Raw genomic sequence first — 17273 nt, 5'->3', positions numbered from 1 at the left:
AGGTGCAAATCCGGCCCGAAAGGCCTACATTCCCGTGCAGGGACATGCAGTCGATGAACCGGAAAGCGCAAAGCCTGAAGGACTTTCTCGGTCGTGCCGGCCGGGTCGCACTCGTCGAGGTCGCGGCCACCAAGGGTTCGACGCCGCGCGAGGCCGGCGCCTTCATGCTGGTCTCGGCATCGGCGATTTTCGGCACCATCGGCGGCGGCCAGCTCGAATATATGGCGATCGACAAGGCGCGGCAGATGCTGACCGGAAGGGCGGCATCTCGATCCGAGACCAGTGAAGCGCGCATCGAAGTCGACGAGGTCTGCGCCACGCTCGACGTCCCGCTCGGACCGGAGATCGGCCAGTGCTGCGGCGGTCGCGTCGAGGTGCGGATACGCCCGGTCGATGCGGCCCTCGAACAGGGACTGATCGCCAAGGCCGAATCGGAAGAGGCGCATCTGCCGCATGTCTATGTCTTCGGCGGCGGCCATGTCGGCCAGGCGCTGGCCGCTTCGCTGACGCTGCTGCCGATTCATGTCGTCGTCGTCGAGACGCGCGCCGACGCGCTGGAAGGCATGCCGGAAACGGTCGAGACGCGGCTGACGCCGATGCCCGAGGCCCTGGTGCGCGAGGCGCCGGCAGGATCGGCCTTCGCCATCCTCACCCACGACCATGCGCTCGATTTCCTGATCGTCGCCGAGGCGCTGAAGCGCGACGACACCGCCTATGTCGGCATGATCGGCTCCAAGACCAAGAAGGCGACGTTCAAGAGTTGGTTCCTGAAGTCGTACGAGGGCAGCGAGGCCGAATTCCACCGCCTCGTCTCGCCGATCGGCGGCAATACGGTGAAGGACAAGCGCCCGGCGGTGATCGCAGCACTTGCCGCCGCCGAGATCATGACGGCGCTGGTGTCGCAGGCATCGGCTTCGACCGCGCCCGAAAAGGTGATGGCCGGCTGAGGCCGGTCGCCGCGTTTCCTGAGGCGCCTGCGCAAAGCTGCGAGATATGACTGCCGCTCACAGCTGCTCGTCGCTTTCGTCGTTTCCCAAACCGGTCCGGAACGTGTTTTGTGCGCCTGACGAACACGAGTTGTGAGCACGGGGCGAGCATATGGACGTTTTGCGGATAGCGGCATTTTCGGACGGGAACACCGGCGGCAACCCCGCCGGCGTGGTGATTGGCGATGTTTTGCCCGATGCCGCTGACATGCATCGCGTCGCGGCCGAGGTCGGCTTTTCGGAAACCGCCTTCGCCGCGCCCGATGGCGACGGTTGGCGTGTGCGCTATTTCTCGCCGGAATCGGAGGTACCGTTTTGCGGCCACGCCACCATTGCACTGGGCGCGGCGCTGGTCAGACAGTTCGGCGACGGCGTTTTCAAGCTGACCCTCAGCCAGGCCAACATAACCGTCGAAGGATTCCGCGACGGCTCCAACATTGTCGCCGCGCTGCAATCGCCGCCGACGCGCAGCACGCCGGCACCGTCGGAACTGGTCGCCGAAATGCTGGCGTTGTTCGGTTACGCAGCCGGTGATCTCGATCCGGCCATTCCCCCGGCGCTGATCCATGGCGGCTCAGACCATTTCGTGCTGGCGCTGAATTCACGCGAGGCGCTTGCCGCGATGGCTTATGATTTCAAGGAGGGCCAGGCGCTGATGCGTCGCGAAGGGCTGGTCACGATCCTGCTTACCTATGCCGAAGCGCCGAGCCTCTTCCACACGCGCAATCCCTTCGCCTCCGGCGGCGTCTACGAGGATCCGGCGACTGGCGCCTCGACCACCGCCTTTGCCGGCTATCTGCGCGATCTCGGCTGGCCGCATGGCGGCTCGATCGACATTGTCCAGGGCGAGGACATGGGCGCGCGCTCACGCCTCCATGCAGATATTCAGCCGGCTCCCGGCAGCTCGATCAGGGTTTCGGGGACGGCCCGGCTGATGGACGCACAGGCTGAAGCCGCTTAGGCCGGTCGCTTGAGACCGAGATGGTCGCGCAAAGTGCGGCCCTCATAGTCCTTGCGGAACAGGCCGCGCCGCTGCAACTCCGGCACGACCAGCGTCGCGAAAGCGTCCAACTCGCCCGGAAACCAGGACGGCATCACGTTGAAGCCGTCGGCCGCGCCGCCTTCGAAACGCGCCTGCAATTCGTCGGCGATCTGTGCTGGCGTGCCGACCACGCGCCAATGGCCGCGCGCGCCGGCAAAATAGCGCGCGAGCTGACGGATCGAGAGGCCGTCGCGCCGTGCCTGCTCGATGACCAGCGCCTGCCGGCTCTTCATGCCTTCGCTTTCCGGCAGTTCGGGCAGCGGCCCGTCGATCGGATAGCGCCAGAGGTCGGAGATGCTGAGATAGCTGGAGAGCAGCGCGACGCCGACATCGTCGGGGATCAACTCCTGCAGCGCGTCGTATTTGGCCTGCGCCTCGGCCTTCGTCGCCGCGACGATAGGCGCCACGCCGGGCATGATCTTGATGTCGTCGAGCTCCCGTCCATAGGCAGCGAGCCGGCCCTTGAGATCGTCATGGAAAGCCTTGGCCTCCTCCAAGGTTTGTGCCGCCGAGAACACGACGTCGGCGGTCCGCGCGGCAAGGTCCTTGCCGTCGTCGGAGGCGCCGGCCTGCACCATCACCGGCGCGCCCTGCGGCGAGGGCTCTATGTCGAGCGGGTCGCGCACCGAAAAGCTCTGGCCGTCATGGCCGGACGCCCCGCGACGCCACAGACCGGTGACGACGGTGGCGAATTCGCGGGCGCGTTCGTAGCGGTCCGCATGCGGTCTGAGGCCCGTCGAGCCGAAATTTGCGGCTTCGATCGGGCTGGCCGAGGTGACGAGGTTCCAGCCGGCCCGCCCGCCGCTCAGATTGTCGAGCGAGGCAAACATGCGCGCCAGCCCGTAGGGTTCGTTGTAGCCGGTCGACGCCGTCGAGACGAGGCCGATGCGCTCGGTCTGCGCGGCAAGGGCTGAAAGCAGGCTGACCGGCTCGAAGCCGATCGAGCGCGAGGTCTGGCTGGCGATCTGGACATTGGCTTCGCGCAGGCCGGCAGCGTCCTCGCAGAAGACCATGTCGAACTTCGCCGCCTCGGCTGTCCGCGCGAGCTTGATGTAGTGGTCGATGTCGATGCCTGCCGTCACATGCGCGTCCGGATGGCGCCAGGCGGCGATGTGGTGGCCGGTCGCCCACAGGAACAGGCCGAGCTTCATCTGGCGCCCGCTCATTGTCCGCCTCCCGCGCCGAGACCGAGATGGTCGCGCAGCGTCGCCCCGGCGTCAGTCGATCGGGTCAGGCCGCGGCGAAGGTCCGGCAGCACCCGATCGAGGAAGTTGTCGAGCGCCGAGATATCAGCCGGCAAAGCAAAGTTGAGGCCGTCCCAACCCTGCGAGGCGAACCAATCGTCCAGACTGTCGGCGGCGAACTCTGCAGGGACGGTCGCCAGCACCTTCACCGCTTCCGGCTTGCGTCCGACGGTCTGCACCCGGCGTTTCAGGTCGTCACAGACGGCTTTCGCGTCCTCTGGCGATGGCTCGTCGAGCATGACGACGTCGGCTGCCCCGGCGGCGAAGCTTCGATCGGCCGCCGCCAGGCCGGACATGACCAGCACTGGCGCATCCTGCGGCGAGCGGGCGACGTTGAGCGGCCCGCGCACCGAGAAGAACTCGCCCTTGTGGTCTAGGAGATGCATCCTTTCGGGATCGTGGAAGCGGCCTGCGGCCTTGTCGAACAATAGCGCTTCGGCGTCCCAGCCCTGCCACAGGCCACGCACGATGCCGATGAATTCTTCCGCGCGGCGATGGAAATCACTGTCGGCGATGCCTTCCGGCCGGCTGAAATTCGCCGCCTCGCGCGGGTTCTGCCGCATCGTCGCGTTCCAGCCGATCCGGCCATGGCTGATGATGTCGAGCGACGCAAAACGGCGCGCCAGATTGTAAGGCTGGTGCGCCAGCGTCGAAGCGCCGGCGACGAGCCCAATCGTCTCGGTCACCGTCGCCAGCGCCGCAAGGAGCGTCGTCGCTTCGAACGGGCTGCTCGACGGCGCATCGGCGGAGTCGGAAATGATAACCATGTCGACGCCCGCCGCTTCCGCCTCTCGCACGAAGCCGGCGATCTCCGTGAATGTCAGCCCGGCCTGCCCTGCGGCGGCCGCGATGTCGAGCGAAACGGCAAAATGCATTGTGCGGCCCATTCGGCTGCCCTGAAAATCGGCAGCCGTTCTGGCTACCAACCTAGGCCCGCCGTCGCGCAAGGCAACGGGATCGAGTGGGCCACCAGGCTGCCACTTGCCGGCCAGCCATCGTATAGCGGCGAGGTAGATGTCCTGGCGAACCGATGTCGCGTGGCGGGTCGCATACTTGGGTGGTTAGCCGAGGCGCCTATCGCGTCGTCATCCTATGGCGGAGCAAGAAGCGAAGCGACGCGGCGCAGACCATAGGATCCATTCCGTGACTTCAAAGCGTTGCGACGGTTCAGAATTCTGCTCCGCTGCGCTCTTCGGCGAAGGTCACGGAATGGATCCTCGGGTCTGCGCTCCGCTTCGCGTCGCTCCGCCCGTGGATGAGGAGTCGGGGAGGCTTCGGCCAATCCCGAAGCTGTGCAACGCTACTGATGTCTACTTCCCAGCCAAGATATCCTTGATCAGCCGCTGGCAGCGATCGGCCATGAAGTCGAGCAGCAGTCGCACCTTCGGATCCTGCAGCTTCTTGTGCGGATAGACGGCGGCGAACTGCACCGGCGTCGGCGGCGTCTTCGCCAGGATCACCTTCAGCCGCTGGTCGCGGATGAAGGGTTCCACCTCGAAGCGTGGCTTGTTGATTATGCCGCGCCCCGACAGCGCCCAGCCGGTCAGCACGTCGCCGTCGTCCGTGTCGTAGGGGCCGTGCACTTCGAGCTTCTGCACGCCGCTCGGCGTCTGCAACGTCCAGACGAATTCGCGCGTGCCGGAATAGCGCAACATCAGGCAGTCGTGCTTCTTGCCGACCAGTTCCTGCGGCTCGGTCGGCTCGCCGCGCGCTTCGAGATATTTCGGCGCCGCCACCAGCACGCGCTCGCATTCCATGATGCCGCGCATTCGAAGGCTGGAATCCTCGATAATGCCGAGCCGGAAGGCGACGTCGATGCCTTCCTTCATGATGTCGACATTGTGGTCGGAGAGTCTCAGCCGCACCTCGATATCGGGGTATTTGTCGTGGAAGTCCGGAATGCCGGAGGCGATCAGGCGCCGGCCGAGGCCGAGCGGCGCCGTCACCCTGATCGTGCCGCGCGGCTGGCCGGAAAGCGCGGCGACCGCAGCCTCCGCCTCGGTGATCGCGTCCAGCACCTGCTTGGCGCCGGTGTAAAATACGGTGCCGTGCTCGGTCGGCATCAACTGCCTGGTGGTGCGGTTGAACAGCCGCACGCCGAGGTGCTTCTCCAGCTCCTTGATACGATTGGAGGCGACCGCCGGCGAGATCCGCATGTCACGCCCGGCCGCCGAGAGATTGCCGAGTTCGACGACGCGGACGAAGACGGCGATGTTGTCGAGATAGGCCATGCGGCTTTCGTGGCTCTCAAACGGCGATGTGCAGTGAGCCTAGTATTTTCCATTTTTTTTTGAAAGTCATCGCGCACCTCGCCTCTTTTCGTTTCGGCGCCAGCCCGTAAAGTCGTGCAATCGGCAGGGACGACTTCCCAAGGGCAACACGATGCTGGATTTTGCGATTTTCTGGGACTGGCTGAGTTTTGCCGTCCGCTGGCTGCATGTCATCACCGGCATCGCCTGGATCGGCTCGTCCTTCTATTTCGTCGCCCTCGACCTCGGCCTGCGGCAGCGTCCGGGCCTGCCTGCCGGCGCCTTCGGCGAGGAATGGCAGGTGCATGGCGGCGGTTTCTACCACATCCAGAAATACCTGGTCGCGCCGGCCGAAATGCCGGAGCATCTCACCTGGTTCAAATGGGAATCCTACGCCACCTGGCTGTCGGGCTTCGCCATGCTCTGCGTGGTCTATTATGCGGGCGCGGACCTGTTCCTGATCGATCCCAACGTGCTCAACATCTCGGTGCCAGTCGGCATCCTGCTGTCCCTGGCAACAATCGGCGTCGGCTGGATCGTCTACGACCTGCTCTGCCGCTCGCCGCTCGGCAAAAGCGACACCGGCCTGATGCTGGTGCTCTATTGCGTGCTGGTGTTCATCGCCTGGGGGCTGACGCATCTCTTCACCGGCCGCGCCGCCTTCCTGCATCTCGGCGCCATCACCGCCACGATCATGTCGGCCAACGTCTTCATGGTCATCATCCCCAACCAGAAGATCGTCGTCGCCGACCTGATCGCTGGCCGCAAGCCGGACCCGAAATACGGCAAGATCGCCAAGCAGCGCTCGCTGCACAACAACTACCTGACCTTGCCGGTGCTGTTCCTGATGCTGTCGAACCACTATCCGCTGGCCTTCGGCACCGAGTTCAACTGGGTCATCGCCTCGCTGGTCTTCATCATCGGCGTGCTGATCCGGCACTATTTCAACACGGTGCACGCCCGCAAAGGCAACCCGACCTGGACCTGGCTCGGTGCCGCCGTGCTGTTCATGATCATCATCTGGCTGTCGACCGTGCCGAAGGTTTTGACCGGCGAGCCGAAGACTTCCGCCGCATCCGCGGCCGCCCAGGTCTACATGGCCTCGGCGCATTTCCCGGCCGTGCGCGACACCGTGCTCGGCCGCTGCTCGATGTGCCATGCCGAGGAGCCGGTCTATGAAGGCATCTACCATGCGCCGAAGGGCGTGATGCTCGACACCGACGCGCGCATTGCCGAGCATGCCAGCGAGATCTACCTGCAGGCCGGCCGGGCGCATGCCATGCCGCCCGCCAACGTCACCCAGATCACCGACCAGGAACGGGCCCTTTTGGTGGCCTGGTTCGAAGGCGCCGGAAAGTAAGCATGACATCAAAGCTCCTGCGTGGCCGCACGCTCTCCTTCCTGCGCTGGCCCGAAGCGATAGACGACCATTCCGCCTGGCGTTACGAGGAGGATGGCGCGCTGCTGATCGACGGCGGCAAGATCGTCGCCGCCGGTCCGTATGCCGAGGTCCGGAAGCGCGCGGCCGCAGGCGCCGAGACGATCGATCATCGACCGCATCTCATCCTGCCGGGTTTCATCGACGCCCATGTCCATGTCCCGCAGATGCAGATCATCGCGTCTTACGGCGCCGAACTGCTCGACTGGCTGAACAAATACACTTTCCCGGAAGAGTCCAAGTTCCAGAACGCGCAGCATGGCCGCCGCATCGCCAGGCTCTTCCTCGACGAAATGCTGCGCCAGGGCACGACGACCGTCGCCGCCTATTGCTCGGTGCACAAATCTTCCGCCGAAGCCTTCTTCGCCGAGTCGCATGAGCGCAACATGCTCAACATCGCCGGCAAGGTGATGATGGACCGCAACGCGCCGGAGGGCGTGCTCGACACGCCGCAGACCGGCTACGACGACAGCAAGGCGCTGATTGCCGAATGGCACGGCAAGGGCCGGCAGCTCTATGCGATCACGCCGCGTTTTGCCATCACATCTACGCCCGAGCAGATGGAGATGGCCGGCGCGCTCTGCCGCGAGCATCCCGATCTCCACATGCAGACGCATCTGTCGGAGAACCATGCCGAGATCGCCTTCACCCAGGAGCTCTTCCCCTGGTCGCGCGACTACACCGACGTCTATGAGCATTACGGCCTGCTGGGCAAAAAGAGCCTGTTCGGCCATTGCATCCATCTGTCGGAACGCGAGGCGGATGCGCTGTCGCAGTCGGGCTCGGTGGCGGTGTTCTGCCCGACCTCCAACCTGTTCCTCGGCTCCGGCCTGTTCGACTACCAGCGCTATCGCCGCCGCGAGAAGCCGCTCAGGATCGCGGCCGCCACGGATGTCGGCGGCGGCACCAATTACTCGATGCTGCGCACCATGGACGAGGGCTATAAGGTGATCGCGCTGAACGGCGAGAAGCTGAACCCGTTCCAGTCCTTCTGGCAATTGACGCGCGGCAATGCCGAGGCGCTGTCGGTGGCGGGCAAGGTCGGCACGCTCGCTGAAGGCACCGACGCCGATATCGTCGTGCTCGACGCTCACGCCACGCCAGCGATGCGGCTGAGGATGGAGACGGTGGAAACGCTGGCAGAGGAACTTTTCCTGCTGCAGACGCTGGGCGACGACCGCGCCGTGCGCGAGGTCTATGTGGCGGGCCGGCCGGCGAAGAGCGCGATTGTCGCATAGATCGAGTGCGCTCTTCGCTTGACCCCGCGTCAGCCATCGGCCAAAGCGTGCGTCGACATTTGACAGGGGAACGCCATGGCTGCCGCCGCCGACATCGCTCTGATCAAGAAACAGGAAGCCACGCTGGTCTTTCCGGCCTTCGACGAGGCCGTGGCCTTCGAGATCGGCTCGGCGATCAGGGACCGGGCGCTGAAAGAAGACCTGCCGATCATCGTCGACATCAGGACCTTCGACCGGCCGCTGTTCTACGCCGCGATGCCGGGCTCCAACGCCTCCAATCCGGACTGGGCGCGGCGCAAGATCAATGTCGTGAGGCGCTTCTTGAGAAGCACCTACCGCATGGTGCTGGAGCAGCAGCGGCCCGACCGCACCTTCAAGGTCGGCGAGGGCCTGGACATTGCCGACTATGTGCTCGCCGGCGGCGGCTTTCCCGTCACGGTGAAAGGCGCCGGCGTCATCGGGGCCATTGCCGTCTCCGGCCTGCCAGAGCGAGAGGACCACGGCGTCGTGGTCGATGCGCTCTGTGCCCATCTCGGCGCTGATCGGAAACAACTAGCGCTACCACCAGAGGAAAAATGACCGATCCCAAGTCGTTTCTCGTTTCCATCTTCAACGCCGCCGTCGCTGCCGCCGATCCGGAAAAGACGATCAGCAACCATTTGCCGGCAAAGCCGAAGGGCCGCACCACCGTCATCGGCGCCGGCAAAGGCTCCGCGCAAATGGCCGCGGCCTTCGAGAAGGTCTGGGACGGGCCGATCGATGGCCTGGTCGCCACCCGCTACGGCTATGGCGCCAAATGCGAGCGCATCGAGATCATCGAGGCGGCGCACCCGGTGCCGGACGCTGCCGGCCTCGAGGCTTCGCGCCGACTGCTGGAGAAGGTGCGAGGCCTGACCTCGGACGACCTGGTGGTGGCGCTGATCTCCGGCGGCGGCTCGGCGCTGCTGCCGTCGCCTGCCTCCGGTCTGACGTTAGCCGACGAGATCGCCGTCAACGAGGCGCTGCTCGCCTCCGGCGCGCCGATCGCGGCGATGAACACCATCCGCAAGCATGTCTCGACCATCAAGGGCGGGCGCCTGGCCGCTGCCGCGCATCCGGCCAGGGTGGTGTCGCTGGTCGTCTCCGACATCCCCGGCGACAATCCGGCATTGGTCGCCTCAGGGCCGACCGTTCCCGATAGCGGCAGCCGCGAAGACGCGCTGGCGTCGATTGCCGCTTACAACATGAAGCTGCCGGCCTCCGTCATGGCGCACATCCAGTCGTCCGCCGCCGATGCTCCGCGTCCCGACGATCCGCGCTTTGCCGGCAATGAAGTGCATCTCATCGCCTCGGCCGGCGTCTCGCTGGAGGCGGTGGCTGCCGAGGCGAAGCGGCAAGGCATCGACGCCGTCATCCTGTCGGATTCGATTGAGGGCGAGGCGCGCGAGGTCGGCGGCGTCCATGCCGCGATCGCCCGCGAGGTCGCGACGCGCAACCGGCCTTTCGCCAAGCCGGTGCTGATCCTTTCGGGAGGCGAGACGACCGTTACCTTGCGGGCCAAGGGCAAGGGCGGCCGCAATTCCGAATTCCTGCTCGCCTTCGCCATCGGTATCGATGGCATGAACGGCATCCATGCCTTGGCCGCTGATACCGACGGCATCGACGGCTCGGAGAATAATGCCGGCGCCTTCGCCGACGGCTCGACGGTGGCGCGTATGCGTGCGGCAGGTGTCGACGCCAAGGCGATGCTTGCCGGCAACAATGCCTGGACGGCCTTCAATGCGGTGGATGATCTGTTTGTCCCCGGTCCCACGGGCACGAACGTCAACGATCTCAGGGCGATTTTGATTAGATAGCACGGTCGGGGCGAAAGAGCCTAAGCAGCCATCAGCCGCTTCACCTTCCGCATATCCTTCAAAAACCGCTCGCGCTCGGCGTCCTTGTCCGCCGGTTCGCGGATGCGCAGGATGAGCGAGGGGTGGATGGTGATGAACACGCGCAGCCCATCGCGCTCGATCACCGCGCCACGCATCTTCAACACCGGCACCGCCTTGCCGAGCAGCGCTTGCGCCGCCGTCGCGCCCAGCGCCACCACCAGGTTCGGCTCGATCAGGTCGAGTTCCTTGTCCAGCCACCAGCGGCAGGCCCGGATCTCGCCGGCATTCGGCTTGGAATGGATGCGTCTTTTGCCGCGCGGCTCGAATTTGAAGTGTTTCACCGCATTGGTCACATAGACCTTGCGGCGGTCGATCGCGGCGTCGTCGAGGATGCTGTCGAATATTCTGCCCGCCGGGCCGACAAAGGGCTTGCCGGCCAAATCCTCCTGGTCGCCGGGCTGTTCGCCGACGAAGACCACCTCTGCGGTTTCCGGCCCCTCGCCGAATACGGTTTGCGTCGCATTGCGCCAGAGCTGGCAGCGGCGGCAGCCCTTTGCCGCCTCGCGCGCCTCGCCGATGGAGGTGGCATCTTCCCCTGCAGCCGGCTCTGCCTCGGGCGCAGGGATGTGCCTCACTGGACGCCTCGCTTCACGCTGCAAGGCCGTTGCTGACGGTGTTGTTGCCATCGTCCTATCTCGCCCGCTTTTGAACTTGAAATGGCCGAGGCTGGCGATGGTTCCCGTTCCTCACACCTCGTGCAGGTAGAGGTGGTAGTCCAGCTCGCTGACGGTGCGCGCGACGCGCAGATATTCCGCCTGCTTGATCGCCACGAAGGTGCGGTGCAGGTCGTGGCCGAGCGCCGCTTTCAGGAAATCGGAAGCCTTTGCCGCTTCGATCGCGGCGCGCCAGTCGGCCGGCATGGCCGAGGTTTCCGTGGTCTGCTCATAACCGTTGCCGGTTGTTTCCGGGCCGGGGTCCAGCCCCTCGTCGAGGCCCTTGACGATGCCGGCCAGCACCGTCGCCGCCACCAGATAGGGGTTGGCGTCGACGCCAGACGGCCGGTGCTCGATGCGGCGGTTCCCGGCGTCACCCGCCGGCACCCGAAGCGCCACCGACCGGTTGTTGACGCCCCAGGTCGGCGCCACCGGCGCGTAGGACTGCGAGACAAAGCGGCGCCATGAATTGGCGTGCGGTGCAAACACCAGCATCGATTCCGCCATTGTGCCGACAAGGCCGCCAAGGGCGTTGAGCAGCTTTGGTGACCATTTCTCGCCGGCGGCTTCGGTGAACACGTTCCTGCCGGCGTCGTCCTGCAGCGACACGTGGAAATGCATGCCCGAGCCGGCATAGGTCTCGATCGGCTTGGCCATGAAACAGGCAGTGACGCCGTGCCGGCGCGCCTGCGCCCTGACCAGCCGCTTCAGCATGATGAGGTCGTCGGCCGCCCGCATCACGTCCCGGCGGTAGTTGAGCGTCAGCTCGTACTGGCCGGGCGCATATTCGGAAATGATCGTCTCGGCGGGTATGCCTTGCGCCTTCGCGGCGGCGTAGATGTCGGAAAACAGCGGCTCCATGCCGTGCAGATGGTCGACCGAATAGACCTCCGTCTTACCCGAGCGGCGGCCGTCGAGCACGGCGCGGGCGGGCTGCACCTTGCCGTCAGCGTCGCGTTCGTTGGCGAGCAGGAAAAATTCCAGCTCGAAGGCGCCGGCCGGATGCAGGCCTCTTGCCGCCAGCAACTCCACCTGCCTTGCCAGCACCAGCCGCGGGTCGGAGGTCATCGGCTGGCCGTCGAGATGATACATCGACATCAGCACCTGGCCGCGCGGCGGCCTGGTGCCGTGCAGCGGCACCAGCGTGCCGGGAATGGGCCATGCGCGCAGATCCCCGTCGCCTGTGTCCCAGATCAGGCCGGTGTCGTGGACATCCTCGCCGGTGATGTCGAGGCCGAGGATCGAGATCGGCATGTGCCGGCCACCCTCGAAGATGCTCTTCAGCTCATGCCGGCGCACGATCTTGCCGCGGCCGATGCCGTTGGCGTCGGTGAGCACGATGTCGAAGGCCTCGATCTCGGGATGGGCGTCGAGAAAGGCTTTTGCCTCGGCGGGCGTCGATCCGGAAGGCGAGGTCGTGACAGCGTTCGGATTGTCCATGGCAGCTTGTCTCACGCCGCAAGCCTTGCCGCAACCGCGCTGAAAGCGGTGATCAGCCGGCTCACCTGCGCCGCCGTCGTCGCCGGCGAGATCAGCATCATGTTGTGGAACGGCGCGATCAGCACGCCGCGGTTGACCAGCGCGACATGGATGGCGGCTTCTAGCTCGGGCGCATGCGCCTTTTCCGCCTCGCCGCCATTCCTCAGCGGGCCGGGCGCGCAGATGAACTCGACGCGGGCACCGACCCGCGCGACGTGCCAGGGCAGCCTGTATCGGTCGATGACGGCAGTGAGCCCGGCGTCGAGGCGGCGCGCCAGCCGGTCCATATAGGCGTAGGCTGCCTCGGTCATCGCCTCTTCCAGCGTCGCGCGCATCGCCGCGAATTGCAGCGGGTTTGCCGACAGCGTCGTGCCCATGCCGGAATATCCGGGCTCCTTGGTCCGGTTATAGGCGCCGTAGAGGGTGGCGACGTCCTCGCTCATGCCCCAGATGCTCGCCGGCACGCCGCCCGCCACCGGCTTGCCGAGCACGAACAGGTCCGGCTCCAGCCCATGTTTGCGCGCATAGCCGCCAGGCCCGGTCGAAATGGTGTGCGTCTCGTCGATCAAAAGCAGCGTGCCGGCGGCGCGCGTGAGGCGCCGCAGCGCGTCGTGGAAGCCGGGTTCCGGCAGCACCATGCAGGAATTGGTCAGCACCGGTTCGGTGATGACGCAGGCGACGTCACGGTTGCCAAGCGCCGCCTCCAATGCCCCGATATCGTTGAATTCGACGATCTTCGTTGCCCGCGTCAGGTCGCGGAATTCGCCGGCCAGCCCCGGCCGGTTGACCGGCTTGCCGTCGATCAACCGCACCATCGTCTCGTCGACCGAGCCGTGATAGCAGCCGTTGAAGACCAGGATCTTCTCGCGCCCTGTCACCGCGCGGGCGACGCGCAGCGCGAAGCGGTTGGCGTCGGTGGCGGTGGTGGCGATCTGCCAGTAGGGGAGGCCGAAGCGCTGCTGCAAGAGCGGGCCGATGGCGATCGCATCCTCGCTGGGCAGCATATAGGTCAGGCCGCGCCCGGATTGCCGGCGGATGGCGCGGGCGACCGGAGCCGGCGAATGTCCGAGCATCGAGCCGGTGTCGCCGAGGCAGAAATCGTCCAGCCTGTTGCCGTCGACATCGGTGATGGTTGCGCCCTTGGCACTTTCGACCAGGATCGGAAACGGCGTCGGCCAGTCGGTCATCCAGTGCATCGGCACGCCGCCGAGGAAGCCTGCCATGCCGTTGCCGACCTTGGCCTCGGAATTCGGCCGCGCTTTGCGGAAGGTCGCCGCTTCGGACTCACGCAATTCAGCGATGCGGGCGACGTCGATGCCGCCGATGGAAGTCCTTGAATCCGATGCCTGCATGAAAACCCCTTTGTTTCGGGCGGCACTCTGCCAACCGGTTTGCAAAACCGCAATTGGCCGGGCGGGAGCTCCTGTTGGATCAGCGCTATTGACCCGGCGCAGCGGTCTGGGCCTCAATGCGGCAGGCTTGAAGGGAGGGGAAATGCGGACGGTCTTCTGCGCGGCAGCGCTTCTTGCATCGGCGAACGTGGCCTCCGCCTCGGGTGCCCTCTGGTGCTCGGTCGACGACCGTCAGGTCGCTTTCCAGCTCGATGCCGGCGTCACCCGGGGCCTCGGCGGCCCAACCTTCAACTTCAGGGGCGATCTCGAAATCAAGGCGCGGCCCACGGGCGACAGCCTGCGCAAGACCGTGTTCGAGGATCAGAACCTCGCGCAATATTGGCTCGACGGCGAGGAGTTGCGGCTGCTCGTCTATCGCGAGCATGAAGCAGGGGACAGCTATCGCTCGGTGGAACTGACGATCCTGACCAAGGCCAGCGACGAAAGTACCTATGACGGGCGCTACACGCTCTCGGTCTATGACGGCAGCGGCACGGACAGCGAACCCGTCGAGTTCAAAGGCGATGTTTCCTGCGGCGCCGAATGATCAGGCGGTGATGTCGATCACGCCGCAATCGCCGGCCGCGCTGCCGAAGACGATGCGGCGCTCTTCCTTGTCCCACATCATCGCGGTGATGGCGCCCTTGCCGGGGCGGCGCAGCAGCACTTCCTTGGCATCGGCGAAACGTGCCGCGATCACCATGCCGTCCTCATAGCCGATCGCCACCACCTCCTGGCTGGGATGGCAGGCAACGCAGGTCACCATCGTGTTGCCGCGCGTGCCGAGCTCCAGCGGCGCCTTGCCCATCGGCCCGTCCTTGGCTGAAAACGGCCATACGATCGCCGCCGGCGCGCCGGAGCTCGCCAGCCACTTGCCTTTGACGCTCCACGACAGGCTTTTGACCTTGCCGGGATAGCCGCTCATGCGCATGTGCTTGCCGTCGGCCAGCTTCCAGCCATGCAGCGCGTTCTCCTGCATGGTGGTGATCAGGAAGGCGCCGTCCGGCGAGAAGGTTATGCCGGTGTGGGCGCCGGCCCATTCAAGCTCAACCGGCTTGCCCTCGGCCGCCGGGAAATGCAATGTCGCGCCATTGTAGCGGGCAACGCCGAAGCGCATGCCCTTGGGTGAGAAGGCGAGCCCTTCGACCGAGCGCGGATGGGTAAATTCCTTGGTCTTGCCGTCGGCGAAGCGCACGAAGGCGGTCTTGCCCGAGGCATAGGCGACCGCACCTTGCGGACCGGCGGCGACGCTGGTGATCCACTTCCTGCCGGCGCTGGCGAGTTCGCTCACCTCGCCGCCGGCCTTGACGGCAAACACCTTGCCGTCCTCGCCGCCGGTGATCAGCCGGTCGTTGGCCGCGTCGTGGAAGGCGGCGAGCAGCCCGTCATTGGCCTGCGCCGTCTTTTGCCCGTTATCCAGCCTGTGGATCGCGCCGTCGGCCAAAGCGAAATGCGGCACGTCGTTAAGGAAGACGGCGGCGACGCAATGGCCTTCGAGATCAAGCGGGGCGACTGTGGGCATATGGACTGTCCATTCGAGATTCTTGCCCTTCCCCATAAGGGGTTGAGCTACGGGTCTCAACCCGCTTCGGATCTTGGACTACAGCAGTAGGGGCGTTGGCGTGCGGTTTCCCCTTCTCACAACTAGGGGAGAAGGAAGAAGGCGTGAAATCAAGCCGCCTGGCAGGCTTCAAAACTCTTCCTGAGCCGCTCTTCGTCGAGCTCGCGACCGATGAACACCAGCCGGCTCTCGCGCTTCTCGCCATCCTTCCAGGCGCGCTGGTGGTCGCCCTCGAGGATCATGTGCACGCCCTGCAGGACATAGCGCTCGTCGTCGCCCTTGAGCGCGATGATGCCTTTCAGCCGCAGGATGTTCGGTCCTTCCATCTGGGTCACCTTCTCGATCCACGGGAAGAATTTCTTCGGATCCATCTCGCCGCCGCGCAGCGACACCGACTTCACCGTCACATCATGGATGTCGGACGGATGGTCGTGATGATGGTGGTCGTGGCCGTCATGGTCGTGATGGTCGTGATCATGGTCGTGGTGGTCATGATCGTGATCGTGCGCCTCGAGGAAATGCGGGTCGTTCTCCAGCGCGCGGGCGAGATCGAAGGCGCCGCGGTCGAGCACCTCGCCCAGCGCCACGCCGGCGCGTTCCGTGCGATGGATCCTCGCCGCCGGGTTGATGGCGCGGATCGTCGCCTCGACCTTTTCGAGCTCTTCAGGCGTGACGAGGTCGGTCTTGTTCAGCACCACCACGTCGGCGAAGGCGATCTGGTCCTCGGCTTCCTTGGAATCCTTGAGCCGCAGCGGCAGGTGCTTGGCGTCGACAAGCGCCACCACGGCGTCGAGCTTGGTCTTGGTGCGCACGTCGTCGTCCATGAAGAAGGTCTGCGCCACCGGTACCGGGTCGGCGAGGCCGGTGGTTTCCACCACGATGGCGTCGAAGCGGCCGGGCCGCCGCATCAGGCCTTCGACGACTCGGATCAGGTCGCCGCGCACCGTGCAGCAGACGCAGCCATTGTTCATCTCGTAGATTTCTTCGTCGGATTCGACGATCAGGTCGTTGTCGATGCCGATCTCGCCGAACTCGTTGACGATGACGGCGTAACGCCTGCCGTGGTTCTCCGACAGGATGCGGTTGAGCAGCGTCGTCTTGCCCGCGCCGAGATAGCCGGTGAGAACGGTTACGGGGATCTGCGTCTGTGCATCGCTCATGGCTTGCCTCGAAAATCTGTGCCCTAAAGGATTTGTCGGCCTCATATAGGGTGTGGCCCAAGCTTTTGCACGCGGCAAAGCGATGGGCCAGGCGGTGCCACCAATCGGGACGGCGCACAGGGTGGACCGGCGGCGATCGAGGCCGGTCAAAGGGAGGAGCCGCGTGGGCGTCGCCGGGCTCTCGCCGGCTTGCGCTGTGAATCTCGCCAGGCCAAAAGTCGTTTGTCATCTAACTGAAATAAACATCTGGCATCACCTGCGCGGGCACCGCAATGCTTGCCGGCAAAGCGTTTTGCAAGCCGGACTCTTGAAATCGTCATTTGCCAGCCGCCGGACAGCCTCTATGCTTTCCGCTCCGGTTCGGCCGAAGAGGGAACGACCATGGCCAAGGCGGACAAGACAGCGACAATGAGCCGGCTGCATTCGGCGGCGCGGCTGGCGCGGACGGCACTTGCGGCGCGGCTTCTGGCGCATGGCTTCTATGCCGGCCAGGACCAGATCATGCTGGCCTTGGATCGCGAGGACGGCCAGACCCCGGGCAATCTTGCCGGCAAGCTCGGCGTGCGTCCGCCGACCATCACCAAGACCATCAACAGGCTTCAGGCGCAGGGTTTCCTCGAGAAGCGCGCCTCCAACGCCGATGCCCGCCAGGCCCACATCTTCCTCACCGATACCGGCCGCGAGACCATCCGCGCCATCGAGAAGTCGGTCAAGAAGACCGAGAAGCAGGCATTGAAGGGCCTCGACAAGAAAGACCAGAAGGCGCTGTTCAAGCTGCTTGCCCGCATCGAGGCGAACCTGTCGAACGAGGAGCTGATCCTCATCGACGACGACGCGGAGTTGGACGAAGCGTGACGCGTTAGCGCGACGCGCAGCGTCGTCGCTCAACCGCGAGGCGTTCGCAATCCAGCTAAAG

Annotated in this window: 16 protein-coding genes; 8 read left to right on the top strand and 8 right to left on the bottom strand. The window is 65.3% G+C overall.

Features of this window, described 5'->3' with window-relative positions:
* Nucleotides 1–53: 53 nt before the first annotated feature.
* Both xdhC and EJ067_RS14475 read left to right on the top strand, forming a co-directional pair.
* Nucleotides 54–947, top strand: a complete 894-nt coding sequence (gene xdhC / locus EJ067_RS14480) for a xanthine dehydrogenase accessory protein XdhC (RefSeq protein WP_126086334.1) — start codon at nucleotides 54–56, stop codon at nucleotides 945–947.
* A gap of 151 nt (nucleotides 948–1098) precedes the next feature.
* A complete protein-coding gene (locus EJ067_RS14475; protein WP_126086333.1) occupies nucleotides 1099–1947 on the top strand; it encodes a PhzF family phenazine biosynthesis protein in 849 nt (282 codons plus the stop codon).
* Here the strand turns inward: EJ067_RS14475 and EJ067_RS14470 are convergent.
* The 3 genes from EJ067_RS14470 to EJ067_RS14460 form a co-directional block, all read right to left on the bottom strand.
* The gene (locus tag EJ067_RS14470) at nucleotides 1944–3194 is read right to left on the bottom strand and encodes an LLM class flavin-dependent oxidoreductase (protein ID WP_126086332.1); all 1251 of its coding nucleotides are present in this window, start codon (nucleotides 3192–3194) and stop codon (nucleotides 1944–1946) included. The two genes, EJ067_RS14475 and EJ067_RS14470, sit on opposite strands and share 4 nt — an antisense overlap.
* Nucleotides 3191–4147 carry an LLM class flavin-dependent oxidoreductase gene (locus EJ067_RS14465; protein ID WP_126089621.1) on the bottom strand — a complete coding sequence of 319 codons (957 nt, stop codon included), beginning with the start codon at nucleotides 4145–4147 and terminating at the stop codon, nucleotides 3191–3193. Before EJ067_RS14465 ends, EJ067_RS14470 begins: the two co-directional genes overlap by 4 nt.
* Before the next feature lie 435 nt (nucleotides 4148–4582).
* Nucleotides 4583–5503 carry a LysR family transcriptional regulator gene (locus EJ067_RS14460; protein WP_126086331.1) on the bottom strand — a complete coding sequence of 307 codons (921 nt, stop codon included), beginning with the start codon at nucleotides 5501–5503 and terminating at the stop codon, nucleotides 4583–4585.
* Between the two features lie 151 nt (nucleotides 5504–5654).
* Here EJ067_RS14460 and EJ067_RS14455 point away from each other — a divergent pair, with 151 nt between their 5' ends.
* From EJ067_RS14455 to EJ067_RS14440, 4 genes are all read left to right on the top strand, one after another.
* The gene (locus tag EJ067_RS14455; protein WP_126086330.1) at nucleotides 5655–6881 is read left to right on the top strand and encodes a urate hydroxylase PuuD; all 1227 of its coding nucleotides are present in this window, start codon (nucleotides 5655–5657) and stop codon (nucleotides 6879–6881) included.
* Nucleotides 6882–6883: 2 nt separating this feature from the next.
* Nucleotides 6884–8197 (top strand): guanine deaminase, encoded by a 1314-nt coding sequence (gene guaD, locus EJ067_RS14450; protein WP_126086329.1) that lies wholly within the window; start codon nucleotides 6884–6886, stop codon nucleotides 8195–8197.
* Nucleotides 8198–8272: 75 nt separating this feature from the next.
* Nucleotides 8273–8776 carry a heme-degrading domain-containing protein gene (locus EJ067_RS14445; RefSeq protein WP_126086328.1) on the top strand — a complete coding sequence of 168 codons (504 nt, stop codon included), beginning with the start codon at nucleotides 8273–8275 and terminating at the stop codon, nucleotides 8774–8776.
* Nucleotides 8773–10032, top strand: coding sequence for a glycerate kinase (locus tag EJ067_RS14440; RefSeq protein ID WP_126086327.1), 1260 nt, complete (start codon nucleotides 8773–8775; stop codon nucleotides 10030–10032). Before EJ067_RS14445 ends, EJ067_RS14440 begins: the two co-directional genes overlap by 4 nt.
* A 20-nt stretch (nucleotides 10033–10052) precedes the next feature.
* Here the strand turns inward: EJ067_RS14440 and EJ067_RS14435 are convergent, their stop codons facing one another.
* The 3 genes from EJ067_RS14435 to EJ067_RS14425 are packed head-to-tail and all read right to left on the bottom strand — an operon-like array spanning nucleotide 10053 to nucleotide 13597.
* Entirely contained in the window at nucleotides 10053–10739 is a 687-nt protein-coding gene (locus tag EJ067_RS14435) for a UdgX family uracil-DNA binding protein (RefSeq protein WP_126086326.1), read from the bottom strand.
* Nucleotides 10740–10799: 60 nt separating this feature from the next.
* On the bottom strand, nucleotides 10800–12206 hold the full coding sequence (locus tag EJ067_RS14430; RefSeq protein ID WP_126086325.1) for a glutamine synthetase family protein: 1407 nt from the start codon (nucleotides 12204–12206) through the stop codon (nucleotides 10800–10802).
* An 11-nt stretch (nucleotides 12207–12217) separates the two neighbouring features.
* Nucleotides 12218–13597, bottom strand: a complete 1380-nt coding sequence (locus tag EJ067_RS14425) for an aspartate aminotransferase family protein (protein WP_126086324.1) — start codon at nucleotides 13595–13597, stop codon at nucleotides 12218–12220.
* Nucleotides 13598–13739: 142 nt separating this feature from the next.
* Here EJ067_RS14425 and EJ067_RS14420 point away from each other — a divergent pair, with 142 nt between their 5' ends.
* The gene (locus EJ067_RS14420; protein ID WP_126086323.1) at nucleotides 13740–14183 is read left to right on the top strand and encodes a hypothetical protein; all 444 of its coding nucleotides are present in this window, start codon (nucleotides 13740–13742) and stop codon (nucleotides 14181–14183) included.
* On the opposite strand, the gene EJ067_RS14415 is transcribed toward EJ067_RS14420, so the two are convergent.
* Complete coding sequence (locus EJ067_RS14415) at nucleotides 14184–15158, bottom strand: WD40 repeat domain-containing protein (RefSeq protein WP_126086322.1); 975 nt, start codon at nucleotides 15156–15158, stop codon at nucleotides 14184–14186. It abuts the gene before it with no gap.
* Nucleotides 15159–15307: 149 nt separating this feature from the next.
* The gene (locus tag EJ067_RS14410) at nucleotides 15308–16357 is read right to left on the bottom strand and encodes a GTP-binding protein (protein WP_126086321.1); all 1050 of its coding nucleotides are present in this window, start codon (nucleotides 16355–16357) and stop codon (nucleotides 15308–15310) included.
* Between the two features lie 381 nt (nucleotides 16358–16738).
* Here EJ067_RS14410 and EJ067_RS14405 point away from each other — a divergent pair, with 381 nt between their 5' ends.
* A complete protein-coding gene (locus tag EJ067_RS14405; protein ID WP_126086320.1) occupies nucleotides 16739–17212 on the top strand; it encodes a MarR family transcriptional regulator in 474 nt (157 codons plus the stop codon).
* Nucleotides 17213–17273: the final 61 nt, after the last annotated feature.

The organism is Mesorhizobium sp. M1D.F.Ca.ET.043.01.1.1, assembly GCF_003952385.1.
Taxonomy (GTDB): domain Bacteria; phylum Pseudomonadota; class Alphaproteobacteria; order Rhizobiales; family Rhizobiaceae; genus Mesorhizobium.
This window is presented reverse-complemented; position numbering and strand designations above follow the sequence as displayed.